Origin of the sequence: Elongatibacter sediminis, assembly GCF_037892215.1 — a bacterium.
GTDB classification, from domain to species: Bacteria; Pseudomonadota; Gammaproteobacteria; order Xanthomonadales; family SZUA-36; genus Elongatibacter; species Elongatibacter sediminis.
Genome location: NZ_JAZHOG010000002.1, coordinates 462109 through 481753, shown reverse-complemented (window position 1 = coordinate 481753; position 19645 = coordinate 462109). Strand labels below are relative to the sequence as shown.

At 58.6% G+C, this 19645-nt stretch carries 11 protein-coding genes; 5 read left to right on the top strand and 6 right to left on the bottom strand.

Going from position 1 to position 19645, the window contains the following annotated elements; all coding sequences use genetic code 11:
- Nucleotides 1–95: 95 nt before the first annotated feature.
- Entirely contained in the window at nucleotides 96–731 is a 636-nt protein-coding gene (locus V3330_RS04800) for a transposase (protein WP_354694250.1), read from the bottom strand.
- 315 nt (nucleotides 732–1046) lie between these two features.
- Between V3330_RS04800 and V3330_RS04795 the strand changes: the two genes are divergently transcribed.
- Nucleotides 1047–10583, top strand: coding sequence for an RHS repeat-associated core domain-containing protein (locus tag V3330_RS04795; RefSeq protein WP_354694249.1), 9537 nt, complete (start codon nucleotides 1047–1049; stop codon nucleotides 10581–10583).
- Nucleotides 10584–10917: 334 nt separating this feature from the next.
- On the opposite strand, the gene V3330_RS04790 is transcribed toward V3330_RS04795, so the two are convergent.
- On the bottom strand, nucleotides 10918–11448 hold the full coding sequence (locus V3330_RS04790; RefSeq protein WP_354694248.1) for a hypothetical protein: 531 nt from the start codon (nucleotides 11446–11448) through the stop codon (nucleotides 10918–10920).
- Between the two features lie 203 nt (nucleotides 11449–11651).
- Between V3330_RS04790 and V3330_RS04785 the strand changes: the two genes are divergently transcribed.
- Nucleotides 11652–12260 (top strand): hypothetical protein, encoded by a 609-nt coding sequence (locus V3330_RS04785; protein WP_354694247.1) that lies wholly within the window; start codon nucleotides 11652–11654, stop codon nucleotides 12258–12260.
- Between the two features lie 124 nt (nucleotides 12261–12384).
- On the opposite strand, the gene V3330_RS04780 is transcribed toward V3330_RS04785, so the two are convergent.
- Nucleotides 12385–13824 carry a hypothetical protein gene (locus V3330_RS04780; protein ID WP_354694246.1) on the bottom strand — a complete coding sequence of 480 codons (1440 nt, stop codon included), beginning with the start codon at nucleotides 13822–13824 and terminating at the stop codon, nucleotides 12385–12387.
- Nucleotides 13825–14046: 222 nt separating this feature from the next.
- Here V3330_RS04780 and V3330_RS04775 point away from each other — a divergent pair, with 222 nt between their 5' ends.
- On the top strand, nucleotides 14047–14502 hold the full coding sequence (locus V3330_RS04775; protein WP_354694245.1) for a hypothetical protein: 456 nt from the start codon (nucleotides 14047–14049) through the stop codon (nucleotides 14500–14502).
- 89 nt (nucleotides 14503–14591) lie between these two features.
- The gene (locus V3330_RS04770) at nucleotides 14592–15002 is read left to right on the top strand and encodes a hypothetical protein (protein ID WP_354694244.1); all 411 of its coding nucleotides are present in this window, start codon (nucleotides 14592–14594) and stop codon (nucleotides 15000–15002) included.
- Between the two features lie 468 nt (nucleotides 15003–15470).
- On the opposite strand, the gene V3330_RS04765 is transcribed toward V3330_RS04770, so the two are convergent.
- Nucleotides 15471–16520: a TolB family protein gene (locus V3330_RS04765; protein ID WP_354694243.1), complete on the bottom strand. Its 1050-nt coding sequence runs from the start codon at nucleotides 16518–16520 to the stop codon at nucleotides 15471–15473.
- 78 nt (nucleotides 16521–16598) lie between these two features.
- Nucleotides 16599–16871 carry a hypothetical protein gene (locus tag V3330_RS04760; protein WP_354694242.1) on the bottom strand — a complete coding sequence of 91 codons (273 nt, stop codon included), beginning with the start codon at nucleotides 16869–16871 and terminating at the stop codon, nucleotides 16599–16601.
- On the opposite strand from V3330_RS04760, the gene V3330_RS04755 reads away from it, so the two are divergent.
- A complete protein-coding gene (locus V3330_RS04755; protein ID WP_354694241.1) occupies nucleotides 16860–17798 on the top strand; it encodes a hypothetical protein in 939 nt (312 codons plus the stop codon). The two genes, V3330_RS04760 and V3330_RS04755, sit on opposite strands and share 12 nt — an antisense overlap.
- An 81-nt stretch (nucleotides 17799–17879) precedes the next feature.
- Here V3330_RS04755 and V3330_RS04750 read toward each other — a convergent pair whose 3' ends face one another.
- The gene (locus tag V3330_RS04750) at nucleotides 17880–19436 is read right to left on the bottom strand and encodes a tannase/feruloyl esterase family alpha/beta hydrolase (protein WP_354694240.1); all 1557 of its coding nucleotides are present in this window, start codon (nucleotides 19434–19436) and stop codon (nucleotides 17880–17882) included.
- Nucleotides 19437–19645 lie beyond the last annotated feature (209 nt).

The window sequence follows — 19645 nt, the reverse complement described above, 5'->3', positions numbered from 1 at the left end:
TAGAGCGGCACAGGCTACTTCACCTCGCCCGCTCTTCCCACATCAGTGGCGTTGCACTTCGGGGTTTAATCCAAGCCCTTGGGTGGCCAGTTTCTTCAGCAAAACCGTGCTTTAAAGGAATCCGGGCCCACCGCCACGTCCTCGGTCCATTTGGGTTCCCGCTCAAGGGTCTCGGATCTGAGCGCTTCCATAACCCACCTCCGGTGGTGGCGCCTGAGCGTGTCTGCTGTAGTGAAACCGGTCAGACGACACAAAGCTCCAACATCGATGATTCGGTAGCGCTTTGGCGGCGTCTGAATCTCCCGATAGCCGCTGTCTCTCCACTGCTCCGGGCGCTGGACCACGCCGGCACGAACCATGTTCAGGTCGATGTAGACCAGGCACCGGACCAGATGGTGATCGGTCGACACCGCAGTGGCGAAATAGCGGTCTTCCCAGAAAGCGCCCTTGCGCGCCTTTCGCTGGTTGAACTCCTGAGCGACCCGCCCGGAGATCAACCTCATGCTTCGGGCGATGGCCCCAAGCCTGCGGTCTTGAACCAGCAAGTGGACGTGGTTTGAGGTAACCATGTAGTTCAGCACGGTCAGACCGTAGCGCTTGCGAGCCTCGAACAGCCAATGGCGCCACCGCGTTCTGTCGCGTTGGAATTTCAGCAAGTAATCAGGGTTGTGGCATCGATGAGTGAGATGCCAAGCACCGCCAGAGAGGTAACTTGGCTTGGCTCTGGGCATGAAATGCTCAAAAGCATGATTTTGATGCCCAAATGGCTGTGCTAAGGAATAATTATTCTGCTGATCTTTGAAAGAATCTTTCTATGTTGGTCGTTTACACCCCCACGTGCCGGCCCGACCCCATTCGGCGACCCCATTTGCCGGCCAATCGGCGGCAAGAACGGCAATCCAGCCGGTATCAAGATCCACGTTGGCCGGCGGATTGTTATCTTCGTTTGAAGCCCGTCCGAAATGCTTGATAAACCGAACGCCTGATATGATCAATCGAACACGCTTCGGCAGTTCGAGCCAATGGAGCAACCAGAGTAGGTGCCTATGCGCAACAATCGATTCAATCGGCCTGGAGTTATCTTCCACCATCTGTTCACAGGGGTCGTAGGTGTCCTGGGGCTCTGCGGCATTCCTCAACTTCAGGCAGGTGTTCAGGGCGAACCAGGCCTCCACATGGGAGGCTGGAATGACTCAGTAGTCATTGAAGTGCCTGCCGGCATAGCCGGCGTGGCGCCGACATTGTCGATCGAACACAATCACGGGCACCGTGACGGATTGATGGGGTCCAATTACCAGCTCTCAGGGCTGTCGGTCATCACCCGCCGGTCCGCCACCGGCGGCGTGCCCGAGTTGGGCAGTGATGACACCGAATCTTCCTTCTATCTGGATGGTGAACTGCTGATTCGACAGGAGCAAAACCTGTTGAAACCGCAGGCAGCCACCGCACACCAGATGATGCTCAATCCCGGCAGGGTCGGGATCGACAGCGCCCATTGGCAACCAGGCATTTACTACGAGCCCGAAACCTATACCGGTGCACTTCTGGAATACGACAGCGAACGAAACCTGTGGATCATGCGCCGCAATGGCTGGTTGTGGGAATATGGCCAGCAGGACGGAGCGGGTAGGGAAGCCACCGTTATTCGCGAACTGGCGGTGACCACCTCGGGCGACTCCGCCGTTGGAAACGTAACTGCAGTCCTGTTATGTGAAGATGCAAGTGCGCTTTGCAGTACGGTTGCCTGGCATTTGTCCCGTGCCGTCGACCCTTACGGCAACGAGATCATTTACAACTATCAGTTGTTGCCGCTGACCCATAAGCTGCAGGCCCAGTACGAAGACGTTCAAATCCGATGGCCGGTAATTGAAAGCATCCATTATGCCGGGCAACGCCAGAGCGTTACTTTTGACTATGAGTACCGCCCCGATCCACGCCTCGATGCATCCGGTGGAGTGCCTGCCATTCTCAGCCACCGCCTCAGCAAGATTCAGTCGTGGGTGGACGACCTGCTTTATTCGGACTATCACCTGAGTTATCAGGATGACAGACCGGATAATCCGGAACTCCCCAACAGCGTTTTGTGGAAGGTTGAACGCAAAGCTGCCGATGGCAATGTGTACCGTGACATTCGCGTATTGGAAGTGGATACAGAGCAGGCCGGCTGGCCGGACATTACTGCTGCTGAACCGCTGCAAGTGGTGGCAAACCCGGGCAGCGATAGTGCCAGCGTCCGTCATCTGGTGTTTCCACAGGGCGCCAATCTAAATGATGACGGCGTCACTGATCTGGTGGTGCTCGCCTGGCATTGTTCTGGCTTGCTGTGCAGCAATTTCCACCGGGTTTACCTCGCCAAGCCAGAGGATGAAGCGCGCTTTGTTGGTGTCGATCAGGCCACTGGTGATGACCTGGACTTGATCCAGGCCTGGAACGACGAGTTGAACACGCATCTGGACGGAGCGTTTGTCCGCCATGGCCGAGGCTACCTGCTTGCCGATCTCGATAACGACTACCGTCTGGACCTGCTGGTAGAAAGCAGCGACGCCGACGAAGAAGAGCTGGGTGATATCAGCCTGGTCAGTCATCGTGGCGGAGACCGGTTCGTGACCCGGGCAATTCCCGAGTTGGACGCATGCAAGATTCGCTACGGTCAACTCGGTGACGTTGACGGAGACGGTTATCAGGATCTCATTCGGGTCGTGCATGAGCAAACCGACTTGTGCCCCAGAGCCAACAAGACCCGATGGGTGGCCAATAGCCGGCACGCACCGCATTTCGACTGGGCTGAAAAGAAACAACTCGCGATGCCGCTGGATCAGGAGAGCCTGCCAGATGGGTGGACGAAAATTATTGGCACCAGCACTGCATCCACCCCCAACTTCCATGCGGCCACTCTCGAACCCCGAGCGACAGAAATTGAGATCGATAACATCACCCTGAACCGACTGCCGATCGCAGCCTGCCGGGGCGAGTTTATCGGTCCGCCGGAAAACTTCAGTGAATTCGACTCCGAACCCGCCAACCTGTCCAAGTTTGCCCGTTTCGGTGATTTCAACAGCGATGGCGTACTTGACGTTCTGTACAGCATGCACGGCTGTTACACGTGGAGCGGTCAGACGGCAAACGACGCGGTCAGCTACTGGTATCCGATTGAGGAAAGCCTCTATTCCGAAGTTCATTACGGTCTGGGCGACGGGTCCTTCATAGCCAGCGGAATTCACGCTGGGCACCCGCTGTTGGAATACAGCGAGGGCTGGGCGATACCGAACTCAGGTGGTGATGACGACGGACCGGATATTGTCATCGACCCGGACCTCGATCTGGATCTCGAACCCGGTATTATTCTCGGGTCAGGCGACACGTTCACCCAAACGAGACCGGGCAAATTGTCCGGTAACGTGACGTTCATGAAACGCGCCACCTCTTCAAGCGGTGGCAACAACTCCAGCCCGATCTCGGCCCGCAGCTCATCCAGCGGCTGGCTGATCCAGAACTGGTATCAGCACCGCCTCAGTCCTTTCAATCCGGACCGCGGCCATTACTCCGCACTGATGCTGCAGCTGGACACCAGATTCGCCGAGCCGGCCGTGCTGGCCTATGACCGTGGCCTGTCTGACGGTTATTTCCTGTCCAACGACGAGAGACTGCCTGCGGATCTCGAAATTCTGCCGACAAGGAGTATTGGCGACCACCAGGCCTTCGGTGATTTTGACGGCGACGGTTTTGTCGACCTGCTGACCATTTCTGTTATCTCTACGCAAAGCTACCCAGGCACCCAGGCGTGGAGTACCAAGCTGGCACTGAACACCAAGCAAAGCAGCCGCGGAAGAACACTGTCATCGACTGGACCCTTCGGCGGCAAGCAGCAGCTGGCATGGGGCTTCTCAGCCGAGGGTCTGCACGCCAACCCGGATTTGCCGCTTAACCTGGAAGTGTTAAACGAGTCTGAAGGTGCGCACGGGCGACGAGCGTATCGCTATGCAGAGGGCGTGGCCAGCTACGGAAAATTCCGCGGCTTCGCCCACGCCGAACTTCTCAATGAGCGCGGGGGGCGAACCATCCATGGGTATTACACCGAACCCGCCCGGATCGGCTTGCAGAAATACGGTGCTCGACTGCGAACTGACGGGTCTTTGCAGCATGTAACCGTCAGCCTTTTCGGCAACCGCAATGACTCCGGTGGCTACAGCTATAACCTGGCGCCGCCCTATTTCAGCCCGCTAATACGTAAGTGTGAGTACCAGCTGGGCGCAGCTGATGCCAATGGCAACCAAACACAATCGCTGGACCAGCTTGTTACCCGTTGCCATGACTATTCGCCTGATGAGGGCCTGGGAAAAGGTTTTACCCTGGCACCGGAAATTTTCGACATCTGGCTTGTCGAGAAGCCATTTCACCAGTGGAGCAATTCTGTTCCAATCGAGCAGCCTCTCGATGACAAGCCACCCAGGCTGATGGTTCGTGATCGCCCAGGCGACAAAAACACACCCTCGGCTGTCAAACGCCAAGTCCACCGGGCGACCATTAATCGCATGCGCAGCATGAGTTTCAAGCAGGCGCAGGAGGCAAAGCCGCTGCGAGTGGAATCTGCGAATATTTCCGATTACGTCATCAGCGGCCAGGTGGACAGGCCGTTGCTGGAAACCCAGTGGCAGAAGTCTCTGCAGCAGCGCTGGCAGCGAAACCCGGCGGACTTTCGCTGGAAACCACCGGAAAACATCCCTCTGCCGATCGTGCCCCAACAACCCGGGCGCGCCCACGAGGGGGATACTGAACTCGTTGAGTTCATTACCGACTATTTCTACGACCATGCTGCCCGACGGCTGGACAGCGAATACGAATACCAGGACACAAGCCTGCTCAGTGATGACCGAATCAGTGAGTATGGCTGGGAAAAAGTCGGCGCAGGATTCTGGTATCGACTGAGCGAAGTGCTCGTGAGCGATCATCAAGGCAACCGTTTTGGCCGCCTCAAGCGCTCGGATTTTGACCCAGCCGGATTCAACAACGCGCAAACCGTATTACGGTGCGGCATCGATGATCATTCCTGTTACCAGGAACGGTATGCCTGGGACGAACACGGCAGGCTGGTCAGCACTACCGCCAATGACGGCGGGCAGGCAGGTTGGGAATACGACGATATCTGCGGTGCGGTGGAACACATAGATCCCGTCGGGCGTTCCCGGTATCACCAATATGATGGTTTATGCCGCAAACAGGGCGAACAGTGGCTGACCTCGTCCAGCACGTTTGCTTATGACGGCTTCAACCGTTTGTACCGCACCGATTTTTCGGCCGGTGGGAACACACCCGACAGCACCATCTACACCCTGCAGGACGATGAACTTGCGATCATTGCGGATTCTGAATTCAGGGAGCCGCGCATGGCTCGACTGCGAAGTGATGGCCAGCTTGAGCTGACATACCTAGACGAGTTCGGGCGATTGACGCGCAAACTGCTCTGTCGAAATGACGGAGAGCCCCATCCGCAGCACATCGACGATGTGTTCTGTGAACCCGGGACCGAACTGGTAACGGAGTGGCAGGCCTGGAGTCACGATGGCTATCGTATTGCCCAGGCGCAGCCATATTTCAATGACGAGATCGTCAGGGTCAGTACCTATCATCATGATGAACTCGGTGATGTCTTTGCTGCCCAACATCCGGCCCACACGCCACTGCAGGATGGCCCTCAATGGCTGACCACCTGGTTTTCCAGCGGGCCGGGCTGGGAAAGCAAAACCGATGCGCTGGGCAGGGTATTTAGAACCGAGTTCACCACGCTGCGAAAAAGCGAGACTGTTGACGGCTTGCCGCAAACCAGTGAGACGGTTGATGCCTTTGGGCGCTTCATCACCATCGAACAGCCCGGCGGCGTGACCGAACGTTTCAGCTATGACAGCTACAATCGACTCGCTTCACGAGAATACGCACAGGCCTTCGAGTGCTGGACGTTTAACGGACAGAGTTATGTCAGCAGCCAGACCTGCACCGCGCGCCAGGAGTTTGGATACGATGCCAATGGGCGCCAGAACCTGGTGCGTTTTGCCGACGGCAGCGAACAGATAACCCGGTTTGATTACAGCGGACGTCCGATCGCACAAACGGCCAGTGGCAACGGTGCCTCGCAAGTGCTCAAGCAATGGCAGTACCATGACAGTGAAGTGGTGCCACGAATAACCATCACCGATGAGAACCTCAACCAGCGCGAACAGCTGGCAGGAACCCTGGGTCAGATCACCGAGGAGACCGTAGCTGGACTGAGTATTCAGCGGGACTACGGAATTCATGGAAAGCCACTGCAGATTGTCGACGAGAACGGTGTAATCACCAGTTTTGAGTACGACCTTTACGACCGTCTTTCACGCAAAACCATCGGCGGTATCGAGCAAACCGACTACCAATACAATGGCCGCAACCATCTGACCCGTGAAACCGATGCCGATGGTGTGGTTCAAACCTGGGAATACACCTATTCCGGCAAACCGGCCGCGCATTATCTCGGAGGCTGGTTAATTGAAGCCTCGATCTACGATGAAGGGGGCCGCAAGACCGGCGTTTACGACGATGGGGTATGGGGCCGGCGGAGCCATGACCGCTTCGACATGCTGCTGCGCGTCGAGTCAGGCCTCAGTTCCTTGAATGCAACTGATCCTCTGACCGTTTTTACCTACGATTATGATTCTGGGCATCGCCTGGTGGCCAGAACCGCATGGCCGGTTGAGGGCCAACAGGCTGTGGTTCTATACGGTTACAACGCTATTGGTTTACTGGAGCGGATCACCGACGCCGATGGTGAGCAATATCAACGCGCCTACGACAGCAATCTGAACGTACACCGCAGCACGGATCCCGAAGGGTATTCTGCTGTCACCACTTATGACTGGCGTGGCCGTGTCACGAGCCAGGATATTCCCGGTGGCGGTAAGCTCCAGTACCAGTACGCCTCGGCCGTCGAATGGCCGGACCGGGATGATCGCCTGTACGCCATCACGGTAAGCGATGGCGAACAATCGGCAACCACCCGGTATTTGGATGCCTGGGAACAGACGGTGGTCGTTGAATACCCCGATGGCAGCCAAATGCAACAGGACTATACCGGCACGTTGCTGGCTGCCCGGCGGATGAAAGATGCCAGCGGCCAAACGCTGAGCGAAACCCGCTATGCCTATCACGATAACGTCTCGCGGTTGGCGCAGATTGCGGGACCGGACAGCCCGGCTGCGTTCACGGTAGGCGACAACCTGTACGCGGTCGATTACAGCTACACCAATGCCGGACGTTTGAGCCTCCTGGAATCACCGGTGGAAGCCATCGCTTATGACTATGATGACGATGGTTTGCTGGCTCAGGAAACCTATCCCGAGCAGTCGATCACCTTTTATCGGGAGGCGGCTTATCCCGACGTCACCCGCCAGGATTTGGAAGCGGGCGGGCAGTTGCGCCAGACATTCTACTCACGCAACACCAATGGCCAGATCGTCAAGCAGCAGATCATGACCAACGGTGATGTGGAGACCCGGCAATTCTATCGTTTCAACGCTTATGGCCGGCCTGCACGGACCATCAGCCAGCATAACGGCCGGGCTCAGGTCAGGCACGACTGGGCGTACACGAACACGGGGCAACTGGCGAGTCGCGAGACGTTCTTGCAGGGACGCTCGATAGGCACGGTGAAGTGGTTGTACTACGGCAATGGCGTGGTACAGGCGGTGCAGGACACCGCCGGAAACCGCATCGCCTACCGCTATGGCAACCCCTTTGATTATCGCTTGCTCGCGGTTGATGATGATATCGGGCACACGTACGCCAGCATCAAGCAACATAACGGTCGCGACCAGGTCACTGGCCTGGTGCTGGCGGATGATACTGAAGTCAGATTCACCTATGACCTCTCCGGTCGGCAAACGCGCCGAATCGATCAGTACACTGATGGCAACCAGACTGAAGTACGCAACGACTTCGACGCCCTGGGCCGTCTGGTGCATGAATACTGGCAGGCCGGGGGTCAGGAAGTTGCTACAGATTATGAATACGACGGCAAGGGCCGGTTGCAGCGCGAGGACAAATCCAACCCGGAACTGAGTATTCATTACGAGTGGGACCTGGCTGGCAACCTGCTGACCAAGCAAATTGAGCACTCTGGCAGTATGAACCAGCATTTCGCTGCAACCATCACGAACAATCGCCTGGTCGCCGCCAATGGTGAGGATCTGAAATACGATGCCTTCGGCAATGTCAGGTTGGATCAGTACGGGCGGCAGTTTGATCGCCTGCCCAGCGGCTTGATTCGCGCTGTGGCCACTCCCGAAAACAGATTGCGCTTCTTTCGGGACAGCGACGGCATTAGCTGGGCGGCGATCCAAAGCAGACAGCGTAAACCCATGATCGATTTGTGGCGCCAGGACTACTCGCAGTTGCCTCTGGCTTCGCTCGGCGCGGATGGCAGCCACCGCCTGTTTGTTTCTGATGACGGCGGGTTCGTCTATGAGGTAATCCGGCAAGGCGCTGCCGGCAGCAACAGTGAGGCGGCCGTTTATGACCAACAGGACAGCCTGAGGCGGAGAGCGGGCGGGAACCTGCCGGCGCGTGATGCCTTTGGCGAACCACTGGATAAAGCGCTCTCGCATGACCCCGATATCAGTGACTTCACTTTCCACGGCATGGCCTCGTATGCCGCCACCACCGGTATGCATTTTTCACGCTACCGGGGCTATGACCCGGCCAGTGGCCGTTTCCTCAGCCGCGACCCGGCGGGCCTGCGTGGTGGGTTTAACCGCTATGGCTATGTCCATGGCGACCCGGTCAACCTGAGCGATCCGATGGGACTGTTCGCCATATCCGCATCCGATTATGGCAGTTCTGGCGGCAACTCCTTCGTCCCCCCCAACACCCAGCCTGGCGGCTGGCCGACAGGCGATGATTCCGATGCCCCCTTCGGAGACCCGGGCTGGGGTAATGATGGCTGCCCCGTAACGGCCATGTGCGCCACCGACGATTCCAATGCCTCGGGCGAGGAGTCAGGTGGGAGTTCGGTGGATGCGTCGGACTCGGAAGGCGCGAGCGCAACGGAACCCGGCAGTTCTGACCCGACCACCAGCAATCCTGCGGATCTGGATGGCTATCGATGGGATACTGAGATTTTTTATGAACCCAGCGACGGTTTTGTCTCCTGGCGGGAAGGTGACGGTCAACTGCAAACCGCAGACGTAAAATCGGTCGAACACTTTGCCGAAGGCACTCAGATAAACCTCGAAGACAACCCGTCTGGCGCAACCTCGCTGTTCATCATGGATGGCGAGACACCGGAAGACACGCCAAGCAGCGCTCAGCTCGGAGATGGTACCGATGTGGAATTCGGTTCCGAACTCGAAGTGTCATTTGGCGAACGCGGGCAGATTCTTGGCGATTTGATCGGTCAGAAATGGAGTGGTTTTACCGATTCTTTGTGGGCTACTGCCGATGCCGCCATGAATCCGGTGGATACCTGGATGAACAATACGCCGGGCGGGCTGGCGTTGCAGGGCGACTGGAGTGGCGCGGGCTGGTCCATGCTGAATACCGCGACCATGCCGTATCAGATCGCCGGCGGCATGGTGATGACCGGCGGCCGCGCTGTAGTAGGAACATTTACCAGCCCTTATCACATCAATCGCGTGATGTTCTCGAACGACCCAGCCCAGATTCGGTATTCCGCCAACCAGTTTGTAGACAACCAGATTGCGTCGGTGGAAACCGTATCGATGATTACGCCGGCCGGCGCGGGCCGGAAAATCCTGACCAAGGGCGTGCTCAAGAACATCCCGAAGCGGCCGAAGAAGATCGGTCGTTGCAGTTTCGCTGAAAACACACCCATATATACAGAAGCCGGCTTACGCAGAATTCAGGATGTTTATGCCGGTGATTTGCTGGCCTCGACGCCAGCGACACCGATTGACATTGAATATCGTGAGGTACTCGAGAGCTATACCCGCGACAGTTCCGAACACCTGTTGATCCAGTTCACGGATTTGAACCAGCAAGTTGCCGGCTCATTGGCAATCACGAATGAGCACCCGGTCTGGATCAGAAACAGGGGCTGGGTAGAGGCCAGGGACATTGTGCGGGGTGATGGGGTCATTACGATATTCGGTACATGGCTTACCGTGTCGTCCATTGAAAATGTCAAAGAGCAAACGCCGGTCTTCAACGTGGCGGTTGAAAATACGGAAAACTATTTTGCTGGCGAAGCCGGGGTTCTGGTACACAATTGTCATCACATCAGAAATGACGGAATCACACCTGGCCCGTATGCAGTAAACCCGACTCCTTTACGTCAGGGCAGTCATCGCCGCTGGACGGCAGCAGAGAAGCGTGCGATCAATAAGGAAGGCTATGAAAATGGGTGCCACACCTGCGGCAGGAAAGACCCCGGCGGGTTCAAGAACTTTGTAGTGGATGAGCACCCGAGAATGTCGAGCAACAACGGCGTGTACCCTCGTGAAGGGTATCCGCAATGCAAAAATTGCATGCGCGAGCAGGCACTGAATGCGGCCGAAGATGCACGCTGGGACGCAGATGCATTCAAGGACTGGGACAAATAGCCAGGAACAGTAATTTCGGGCGGATAGGACGAATAATCAAGCACCTATTACCTGATGAACGATGTATCGGCAAAAACGTAAGACCGGTTAAGCGGAGTTGCTGCGACCAGGGTACTGCCCATAACGCGACGGGATCCGCGCCCGAAGGCGCAATCCAGGCCCCGGAAATCTCCACTCCCCGCACCCGGGCGAACGACGCCCTGAGCAACATGCCCATGCGGTTCAGGTGCGATTCAGCGCCTGCGGTGACTCAGCCGGCGGCGTCCGTGCCGGGCACGGCGTTGTCGGCCCGCGCGTGCCCGCCGCTCCTGAATCCGATATCGCCGTCCGCTGATCACGCGTCGGACAAGGTGAAGCGGGTCTTGTACTTCAGGTGATCGCTGTTGAACGATTTCTCGCAGGCGACCGAGAAGGTCGTAATGCCCGTTCCCGGGCAGACGGACTCTGCGCCGGTGGGCAGGGTCCACACGAGGTCGTCATTACCGGTATTCCGCATCCGGTAGCTGCACTCCTTGCTGAACGAAGACAGCTCGGAATAGATTTGTACTCGCAATGTCGCGGATCCGCCGCTTTTCGACAAATGCGTGGTGAATGAACCTTTCTCCCCCGGTTTCAGGAATTTCGTCCATTTCTGTGTGTCGCCACGATAAATCTCGATTTTGAGCGTCTCGCTCGACATCGCGTTGACGACCGTCGTTTCCGCAGCGGGTTTGCTGGAACTCCCGATGGTGCCCGACCGCGACGTATAGGTACACGAGCCGGCCTCGGCCGCCGGGCTCAGCATCGTGGCCAGGACGGCCGCGGTGATCATGCGTTTCGCACCGAGCCGGGATCTCGGGCGGTTGGTGTCTTTCACGAGTGACATATCGACCTCCAGTGTGTTGTGTCGGCGAGACCCGGAAGTCGCATGTTCGTGCCGTTCGGCGACCAGGTGCCTCACTTTCACAAGCGAATTCCAGGGAATATGAATGCCACCGCCATCCCATCCAACGGCATTGGCATGGCATGTTCTTCGGTTGAGCTGCGCTTTAGCGGATATCAGCCCTTTCATCCGACTGGAGGTGTGTCATGACCCGGGTTTCTGTTCTCTCGGCGCTCGCTATTCTCGGTTTCGCTCTTTCTTCGCCCGACTTGGCTCAGGCGGAATCCGTGTTCAACAAGAAAGAGTTCAACTGCGGTGGTGACAACGCCACGGGGTACGCAACGTGCAATAAGTTCGTGCGCAGTTACGGCGTCAATGCCTTCAATTACGCGGTCTATGGCGCATCCGCCTACAAGCTCGACAGCGTGACCCTTCAGGTGAGATTCCCGGGCAAGAACTGGGTCAAGATGTCCCGGCACACGAGCAACATCGCCGACGAGAAGCATGGCGTCATTTTCACGTTCAACATCGGCCACGTCGAAGACACGCTCGATACGTCCGCGAAGTACCTGAGGGACAACCAGGGATTCGAAATTCGCAGCAAGATCGAATCGGTCGCGGCCGGCGGGTCCGAGACCCGCCACCATTGTGCCGCGGTCGAGGTGTCGTATGACAAAGGGGGGGCGACGGGATGGCGTTACCGCAAGGCAGGCAGCAATGACGGTTATGTCAAAGCCGAGTCCGGCAACGTCTTCATGTGGGAGGCCAAAGGAACATCCAACCGGGTGCGCTGCAGCGTGCGCACCGGCCGGTAGCTCGTCCGTTAGCGGAACAGGAGGGTCCGATGCGTACATCGATCACCTTCCAGTCTGCTCACTAAAGGGGGGCTCACAAAAGTGAGCCCGTGCCGCCACCCTGGGTGTCGCCAGTCGACGAAGACTAGCCTTCGAAACCGTCCTTGAAGAACGGCATTTCAGGCACTTCGTAGGCTCCAACATCGCAAGCGGTGATTCCGTCTCCGTCGCCATCGACGGGACGAGGATTGCCGCGCGCATCCGAGTTTCGGCAGTTGCTGCCATCCAGTGTGCCACCATCGATCGGGTCCTCGCCCGGCTCGAATATCACGACGCCAACTCCACCGGTCGTGTTGATATCCAGCACGGACAGGTTATTGCTGATTGAGCCACCCATCGACGACAAAACACCGCATTCCTGTTCGAACAGGTTGGCGGCAACCGGCGCACCGTTGGGAAATATTGTGTCTGTAAGGTCGCAGGCGGGATCCGTTGCCGCTTCAGCCAACACGTTATGCGCAAAAGGAGAAACTTCTACATCATCGAGATAGAGGTGACTGCCGCCGGGGGAGTCATTGAAATAGAACGTGGTGTGGCGCAGGGATATATCGATATCGAAGGCGTGTAGCGCTCCACCGGAAACGGTAGCCTCGTTTCCAACAAAGGTATTATTCTCGGCCTCCATGAAAGCGTTTTCACTTGCCGTATACTGGGAAACGTAGACGGCTCCGCCGGACCGTCCACTGTTCTCATTGAAAAAGTTGTTTTGAATCTGTGTCAGGCCGAAGGTCTCGTGCGACGCATAGACAGCGCCACCAAGGCCGAGCGAAGTGACCGCAGTGTCCACCGAGTTGGAGTCGAAGGTGCAACCATCGATTTCACTGATGGCGCTTGCGGGGGTCGTCAAATGTACTGCTCCGCCGAAACCGCCGCGAGAACCGGCTGAGTGAACAGCGTTGTCACGGAATGTTGAACGGCGAATGATCGCGGCGCTGGACATGGACAGCGCTCCACCCCGCGGCTGCTCATTGGCGACATCGCTCGAAGAAGCGGTGTTACTGATGAATCCGGAATCTTCAATCAGCACCAGCGATGGAGGCTGTTGGTTCCAGTAAATGGCCCCGCCGCCCGCAAAAACGGCGCCGTTTGCAAGGCAGCCGGTAAAGACCGAGCGGCGGACAACCAGGTTGCCGGAGCCGGTCACGTGGTCGGTTGCGATACAGCCACCGTTTTCTCGCACACCGAACTGAAAATTCATGTCTTCAACCTGCAAGGACACACCAATATCGCTGACCAATATGGAGTGGTTCGCGCCTCCATCGATGACTGGATACTTGGGATAACCGAAGAATCGAACTTCGCTGGCCGTTACCATCGGCAGGTTCGATTGGAGCTGGATGGTCCCGAACAAGGGGTACGATCCTGTGAACAGGATGTCGTGGGGGCCAGCGCCGGCAGAGTTCGCGTCCAGGATGGCCTGGCGCAGGCTGCCCGGACCGGAATCCCCGGTGTTGGTTACCGCGAAAACTGCGGCAAAAATATTACCTGAAACACTCAGAAACAGCGCAAGGAAAAACGTGCGCATTATTGACCTCCGGTTGGTTTGCGGTTCCCCTAGTATAAACAACGCTCGCCGAACACAACCGGCTGGACCAATCCTGAAAAGTCTTGCTAAGTAGGCTGAGTTTTCGAATCACTCAGCCAGCGCCATTTCCCTCTGTTTGGCATAAATCTCTTTCGAAATTCGCTTGAAGGTTCTGAGAAGCCGAAATTGGCGTTCTTGGACTGATTTTCGAAGGAGAAAGCAATGAAAGCACGTAAGCAAATCGTATTAGCCACTGCCGGTGCTATCGCGCTGGTCCTGTTTGCCAACAATGCCCTGGCGGCCCAGGGCTATACTATTCGCATCGCGATGGGCAACGAGACCTATGCCCCGTTTACCATCGAAAAGGTAGCCAGAAACCACACGAACCTGAACGAAGAAGAATCAACTTCTTTCGATTCCAAAATTGGCTATGCCGAAACGGGTTCCTACAACTTCCTCCACAATACCGACTACTGTGACGGTAACTACAAGTTCAACGTGATCGGCAAGTCAGGCATTGTTCTGGGGGAGTGCAAGGTGAGCTTTTCGTCCCAGAAGTCGGACCAGAAGTGTCAGCGCTTCTGGGATGAAGCCAAGTGTGAGAACACTGGAACCACCAATATCCAGTTTCACAAGTCGGATACCGGCGCCCACCACCGCAACTTCACCATCAAGTAACTGGCCAACCGGAGTGGGTGGCGTGGTTCCATCCACTCCGAGGTCCCATCCAGAGATCACGGGTACATGTCCAACTCGGGAGGTGCAGCATGTTCAGGCACTTAATATCGGCCAGGGGGCGCAATCTGATTGTGCTGCTGGCCCTGGCAGCCACGGTAAGTTTTCCGCAGATGGCTGCTGCGTGGACCGCCACGATAGAAAACAAGCTCGATGTCGACCTTACCAACCGGGATATCGAAAACCGTCAGTCGATGCAGTGGAAATCCAAGCCGCCGGTAACCATTCCGGCAGGTCAGTCAGCGACGTTTTCGATGAAACAGGGAACCTCGGCCAAGGTCGACCGGCTGAAAATCAAGTACACCGTGGGCGAGAGCAATGACTGGGTTGAGATTCTCATTCAGGACACGCTCTGCACGGCCAAAACCAGCTTGGATTCCTACGTTGGAACGGTCAACAACAAGTGCAAGGGCGGCAGCGTATTCACCTACAAGGCGAAATAGCCCGGTGACGCCTGGCTAGCGAAACGGTCGACAGTGGGCGGATAGGACGAATTAAGCACCCATTACCTGATGTAACGATGTATCGGCAAAGGCGTAAGGCCGGCTAAGCGGTGTTGCTGCGACCTGGGTACTGCCCTTTACGCAACGGGATCCGCGCCCGAAGGTGCAATCGAGGCCCCGGAAACCTCCACTCCCGGCACCCAGGCGAACGACGCCCTGAGCAACATGCCCATGCGGTTCAAGTGCGATTCAGCGCCTGCGGTGACTCAGCCCGCGGCGCCCGTGCCCGGAGGGAGGCTACGGCCTCGCGCGACCGTACATGGCCGAGAATCGTGCGGATCAGTGACGATTCCTCGATTCATGTGATGACCCGAAGTTTCCCACCACAATCCGGGCAGGTCTCGATGGGTCCGGTATCGGTCAATCGCGGATCGTCGAGTGGGCAGTGGGCCGCCGGTTCTCAACCCCTCAGTCGGCTGTCTTCGGGAGGGTAATCACAATGACACTGCCGTACTCGCTCGCTTCGGTCTCGTGATGGCGATAGGCGGTCAGGGAGGTCCCGTCGGGGCCCCAGGCGGGCTGGACGTGGGCCCAGTCGCCCGATGTGATCTGTTGCAGGCCGGTGTCGTCCTTCCGCACCCGCCACACCTGCCCGGTGAGCTTCGGGCCCGCCCGGTTCGAGGCGAACACGATCCATTCGCCGTCGGGAGACCACGCCGGCCAGCCGTCGAAGGCGGGGTGGCTGGCCACCAGCCGGGCGCCGCCGCCGTCGGGCCGGGCGATGGTGATTTCCGAGTTGCGCGGGCCGGCTTCGAGCCACCAGTTGAGGCCCGGCGTGTCGTCCACTTTCCGGTACAGCAACCACCGCCCATCCGGAGACAGGCTGCCAAACGTGCAGACACTTCGGCAGTCGGTGTGGCGTACCGGGTTTTTCGCCTGACCGGAGTCGTCGAGTTCGACCGACCAGATGTCGTGATAACGCTCGTGCCAGGGAGCGGACAGGTCGGGCGTATCGCGGTCGGAGTTGAATACGATCCGACGGCCGTCGAACGACCATGCCGGGTGATCGTCGTATCCGGGACCGTCAGTGACCTGGCGGGGGTTGCCGGCGTCGGCATCCATAACGAAGACATCATTGTCGTCGGGCCCAAGATAGGCGGCGTAGACGATCCTGGAACCATCGGGGGACCAGCGGGGTGTTTCTGCGCCCTGGCCGCCCCGGTGCGTGAGTTGCTCGAGGCCGGACCCGTCCTGGTTCATCACCCAGATCTGGTTTGACCCGCTGCGGTTCGACTGGAACACGATTCGCCCGCCGTCCGGCGACAGGTGCGGATAGCTGTCGCGCACGGGTGCGATCGGCGTGCCGGCCGTTGGTTCCGCGGAAGCAACGGTTCCGGGTGACACGCCGGCCACGATCAGCAGAAGCCATCCGCCGGGTTTCATGAGGAAAGTGTAGCCCCGCCGGATGCCGTTGCCGTGCGGTTTGTCGCTGTGCCCGCTCGTTTCGGCGGATCGCATACCGACCGCCATGAGGTCTGCGCCCAAGTGGGCCGGCGTACGGTGCCCCGCGTGTGTCGAGGGAATTAGATGGGTCCGTCACCAACCGTGCGGTGACTCAGGGATAGGGCTGAACAGGGGAAGCGAATTGTCCGTGACCACGGCTCCGGCCGGGTAACGCGCGGACGTGCTGATGCGCGCGGTGGAACGCCTTTCGACGGCGCAGTAGCTGTCGATCATCACCGAAATCGTCACCGGCGCCCTGCGGGCGTTGACCGGCTGTTCCGCCCCCTGGTGCGGCTGTACAGCGACGGCGAATTCCCGGGCACCGAGCTGGGCCTCGCTTTCGTCGCCCACATCGTGAAACTTCACGGGGGGCAAGTCAGCGCAGTGGGCGCGAATTTCGACAACTATCCTTCGGCCGTTCAGGGCGAATGGACAGGGCACCTGCAGCGCATTCCATCGGGGCACCACCGATTGGTGTCAATTACCCCGATTTCGATCGACCGCAATGGACTGGCGCCGTATCTCGGCAACGAGGGGGCCCAGCCGCTGGCGGTACTGGGCGAACCCTGGTCGAGTGTGGATTTTTCCACACCTGAAGTTTTGCAGGCGTTTTTGAACCATGCCCGCGTCGTGATCGAAGTGTTCACGCCGGACATCCTCGTGGTCGGGATCGAGGTCAACCTGCTACGCAAACTGGCGCCCCGGGACTGGGCTGATTACGTCGAGTTTCAGCGGCAGGTTTATCAGACTCTGCGCGCGGAGAACCGCAGTTTGACTCTGATGCTTTCCTTTACGGCGGCGGACATGCTGGACGATTGGTCGGATACCGATACTGCCACCCAACGCCAGGCATTGCGGGATGTCGAGGACTACACCGAGATTTTCGGCATCTCCATCTACCCCTATCTGACGCGGCATCTGACCGGGCCGTTGCCGGAAAACCTGTTTACGGAACTGGCCGGACTGAGTTCCAGGCCTTACGCGATTACCGAAACCGGATACTTCGCGGCCGAGCAGACGTTCGAAATTGGCCCGGAACTCACCGTGACATTCGAAGGAACCCCGCAGAAACAGCAGGATTGGCTCGCCTGGGTGCTGCGCGAAGCGGACCGCCGTGACTACCGATTCGTGATCAACTTCGTCAACCGCGACTACGACGCCTTGTGCGAGGTCGCGATGTGTACTGACGCGCAGCGTGACTGGCAGGCGACCGGCCTGATCAATGCCGCGGGCAATCCGCGGCCCGCGCTGGAGACCTGGGAGAACGACCTGGCCAGGCCACTGCGGCGTTGATCTCCACGCAACAAGCCAGCCGTAAAACCTCGGGCGCGGATTGACGCTGCAGGTGGTCCGGGTCCTTGCCGAAACCCTGATTCAGGGGCTGCCGCAGCTGAAATTCGCGGCGTCGGTCTGGGAACCGCTGCCGGAGTACTTCGCGACCTGCGGATACGGGCACACCGGCCGGCTGTAAGGCTGGCTCGGTTGCGGCGCATCCATGCCGAAGTAATCCGGAATCTCATCTGGATGCGAGCCGGTCACGGCGCCCGGGGCAACGTTGTCTTCCGACCATTGCTCCAGCGCGGTCAGCCAGTCGATGTTGAATGGTCCTTCACCGCCACTGCAGTGGTTCATTCCCGGCACGAGATACAGCCTGACATGTTGCTGTGCCGTTTCATCGCCGAGGTGGTCGATCACGGAGTCGTAGTAATTGACGGTGTTGCGGTAAGGGATCATCCCGTCCGTGGTGCCGTGAAACAGAATCAGTTTGCCGCCGTTCGCGACAAATTCGGACAGGTCGGGGTCCATGGCCTTGGCGGCGCCGGCATCCAGTTGCTCGGCTCGCGCAATAGCGGCGGCCGGATCCAGTGACGCCGGATCCCAGTCGGGGTCCTGGTACACGACGTTTTGAAAGTAGCTGGTTCCAATGCGGAACATGGGCATCGCGTAAGCGCCCCATTCCCGTTCGCTGCCGGGGCCGGTGCCGGGAAACAACTCGTTGCCCGCGTCGTCGACGAGTCCTGCGTAAAGGCGCTGTGCGGCCGCGACCTGCGGTTCTGTCAGGCAGTCTTCCTGCTCCGCGCGTGCACATTGCAGACTGGACGGATCGAAGGTGCAGCGTTCGGGCCGGGCGATCAGGCGATCGACGATGCCGTCGTGGGCGTCACAAGCTGCAATGGCGGCTTCCTGAAGCTGCTTGAGTTGTTCGGTGCCGAGTCCGCTGGAAACGACTTCATGCTGAATATGTGCGGTCAGTGTCAATAGGGCCAGGAGATTGTTGGCTGGCGCTCCGGCGATAATCGCGTCGTAGTCGGCGGGGTATTTCTGGGCTTCCTTGAGGCCTTGCCGCCCACCGGTCGAACAGCCCAGCCAGTAGGATTTTTCCGGTGCGCGCCCATAGCGCGATTCGGTGACGGCTTTGCCCACGCGGGTCAGTTCGTGAACGGCCCGGTGCTGGTAGTCGACCAGTTTCTCGGGGTGTCCCACGGCCCAGGTGAAATCACCCATGCCGCCCTGGTGGCCCGTATCGGTGTTGGCGACGGCGTAGCCGCGCTGCAGCCCGTTGGCGAGTGAATCGTAGATGATCGCGCCTGCCGCGCCGCCGTTGCCGGTCTGCAGGAATTTGCCGTTCCAGGTTGCGGCCGGAAGCCAGAGCTCGAAACGGATGTCGGAATCGGCGCTGGGTTGGATCGAGCCCGTCACGCGGCAGAATTCCGGAAGTTCGGAATACTGGGCCCCGGGGCCGGCAGCCTGTGGCCCGGGCGGCATGAAGGCGCCGGCCGCCACGGTCTCGGCGCTGTGAATCACGGTGGCTTCCGGGGCCTGTTCGGCCAGGGCTTCGCAGGCAGAAATTTCCTCAGCCATGACAGGGGCCACGTGGGCCACGCCAAGCCAGGCCAAAAGCAGGAAGGGGGTACTCGTGATTGCTCGCATCAGGGTCTCCATCAATTTTGTGCCGACATCATATCCCAGCCGGGGCCGGTCGCTCTTACCGCTACCGTGTGGCCGGGAGCCGAACGACCGGGTGCGGGTCATTGTCGACCCGGGAGCCCGGTGGGTGCAACGTCGAATGAAGTTTGGTGCAGATTTGCCCAATGGGGCGGTGCGGCCGTTGAACGAAGCATCGTGGGCGGCGAGGTCTT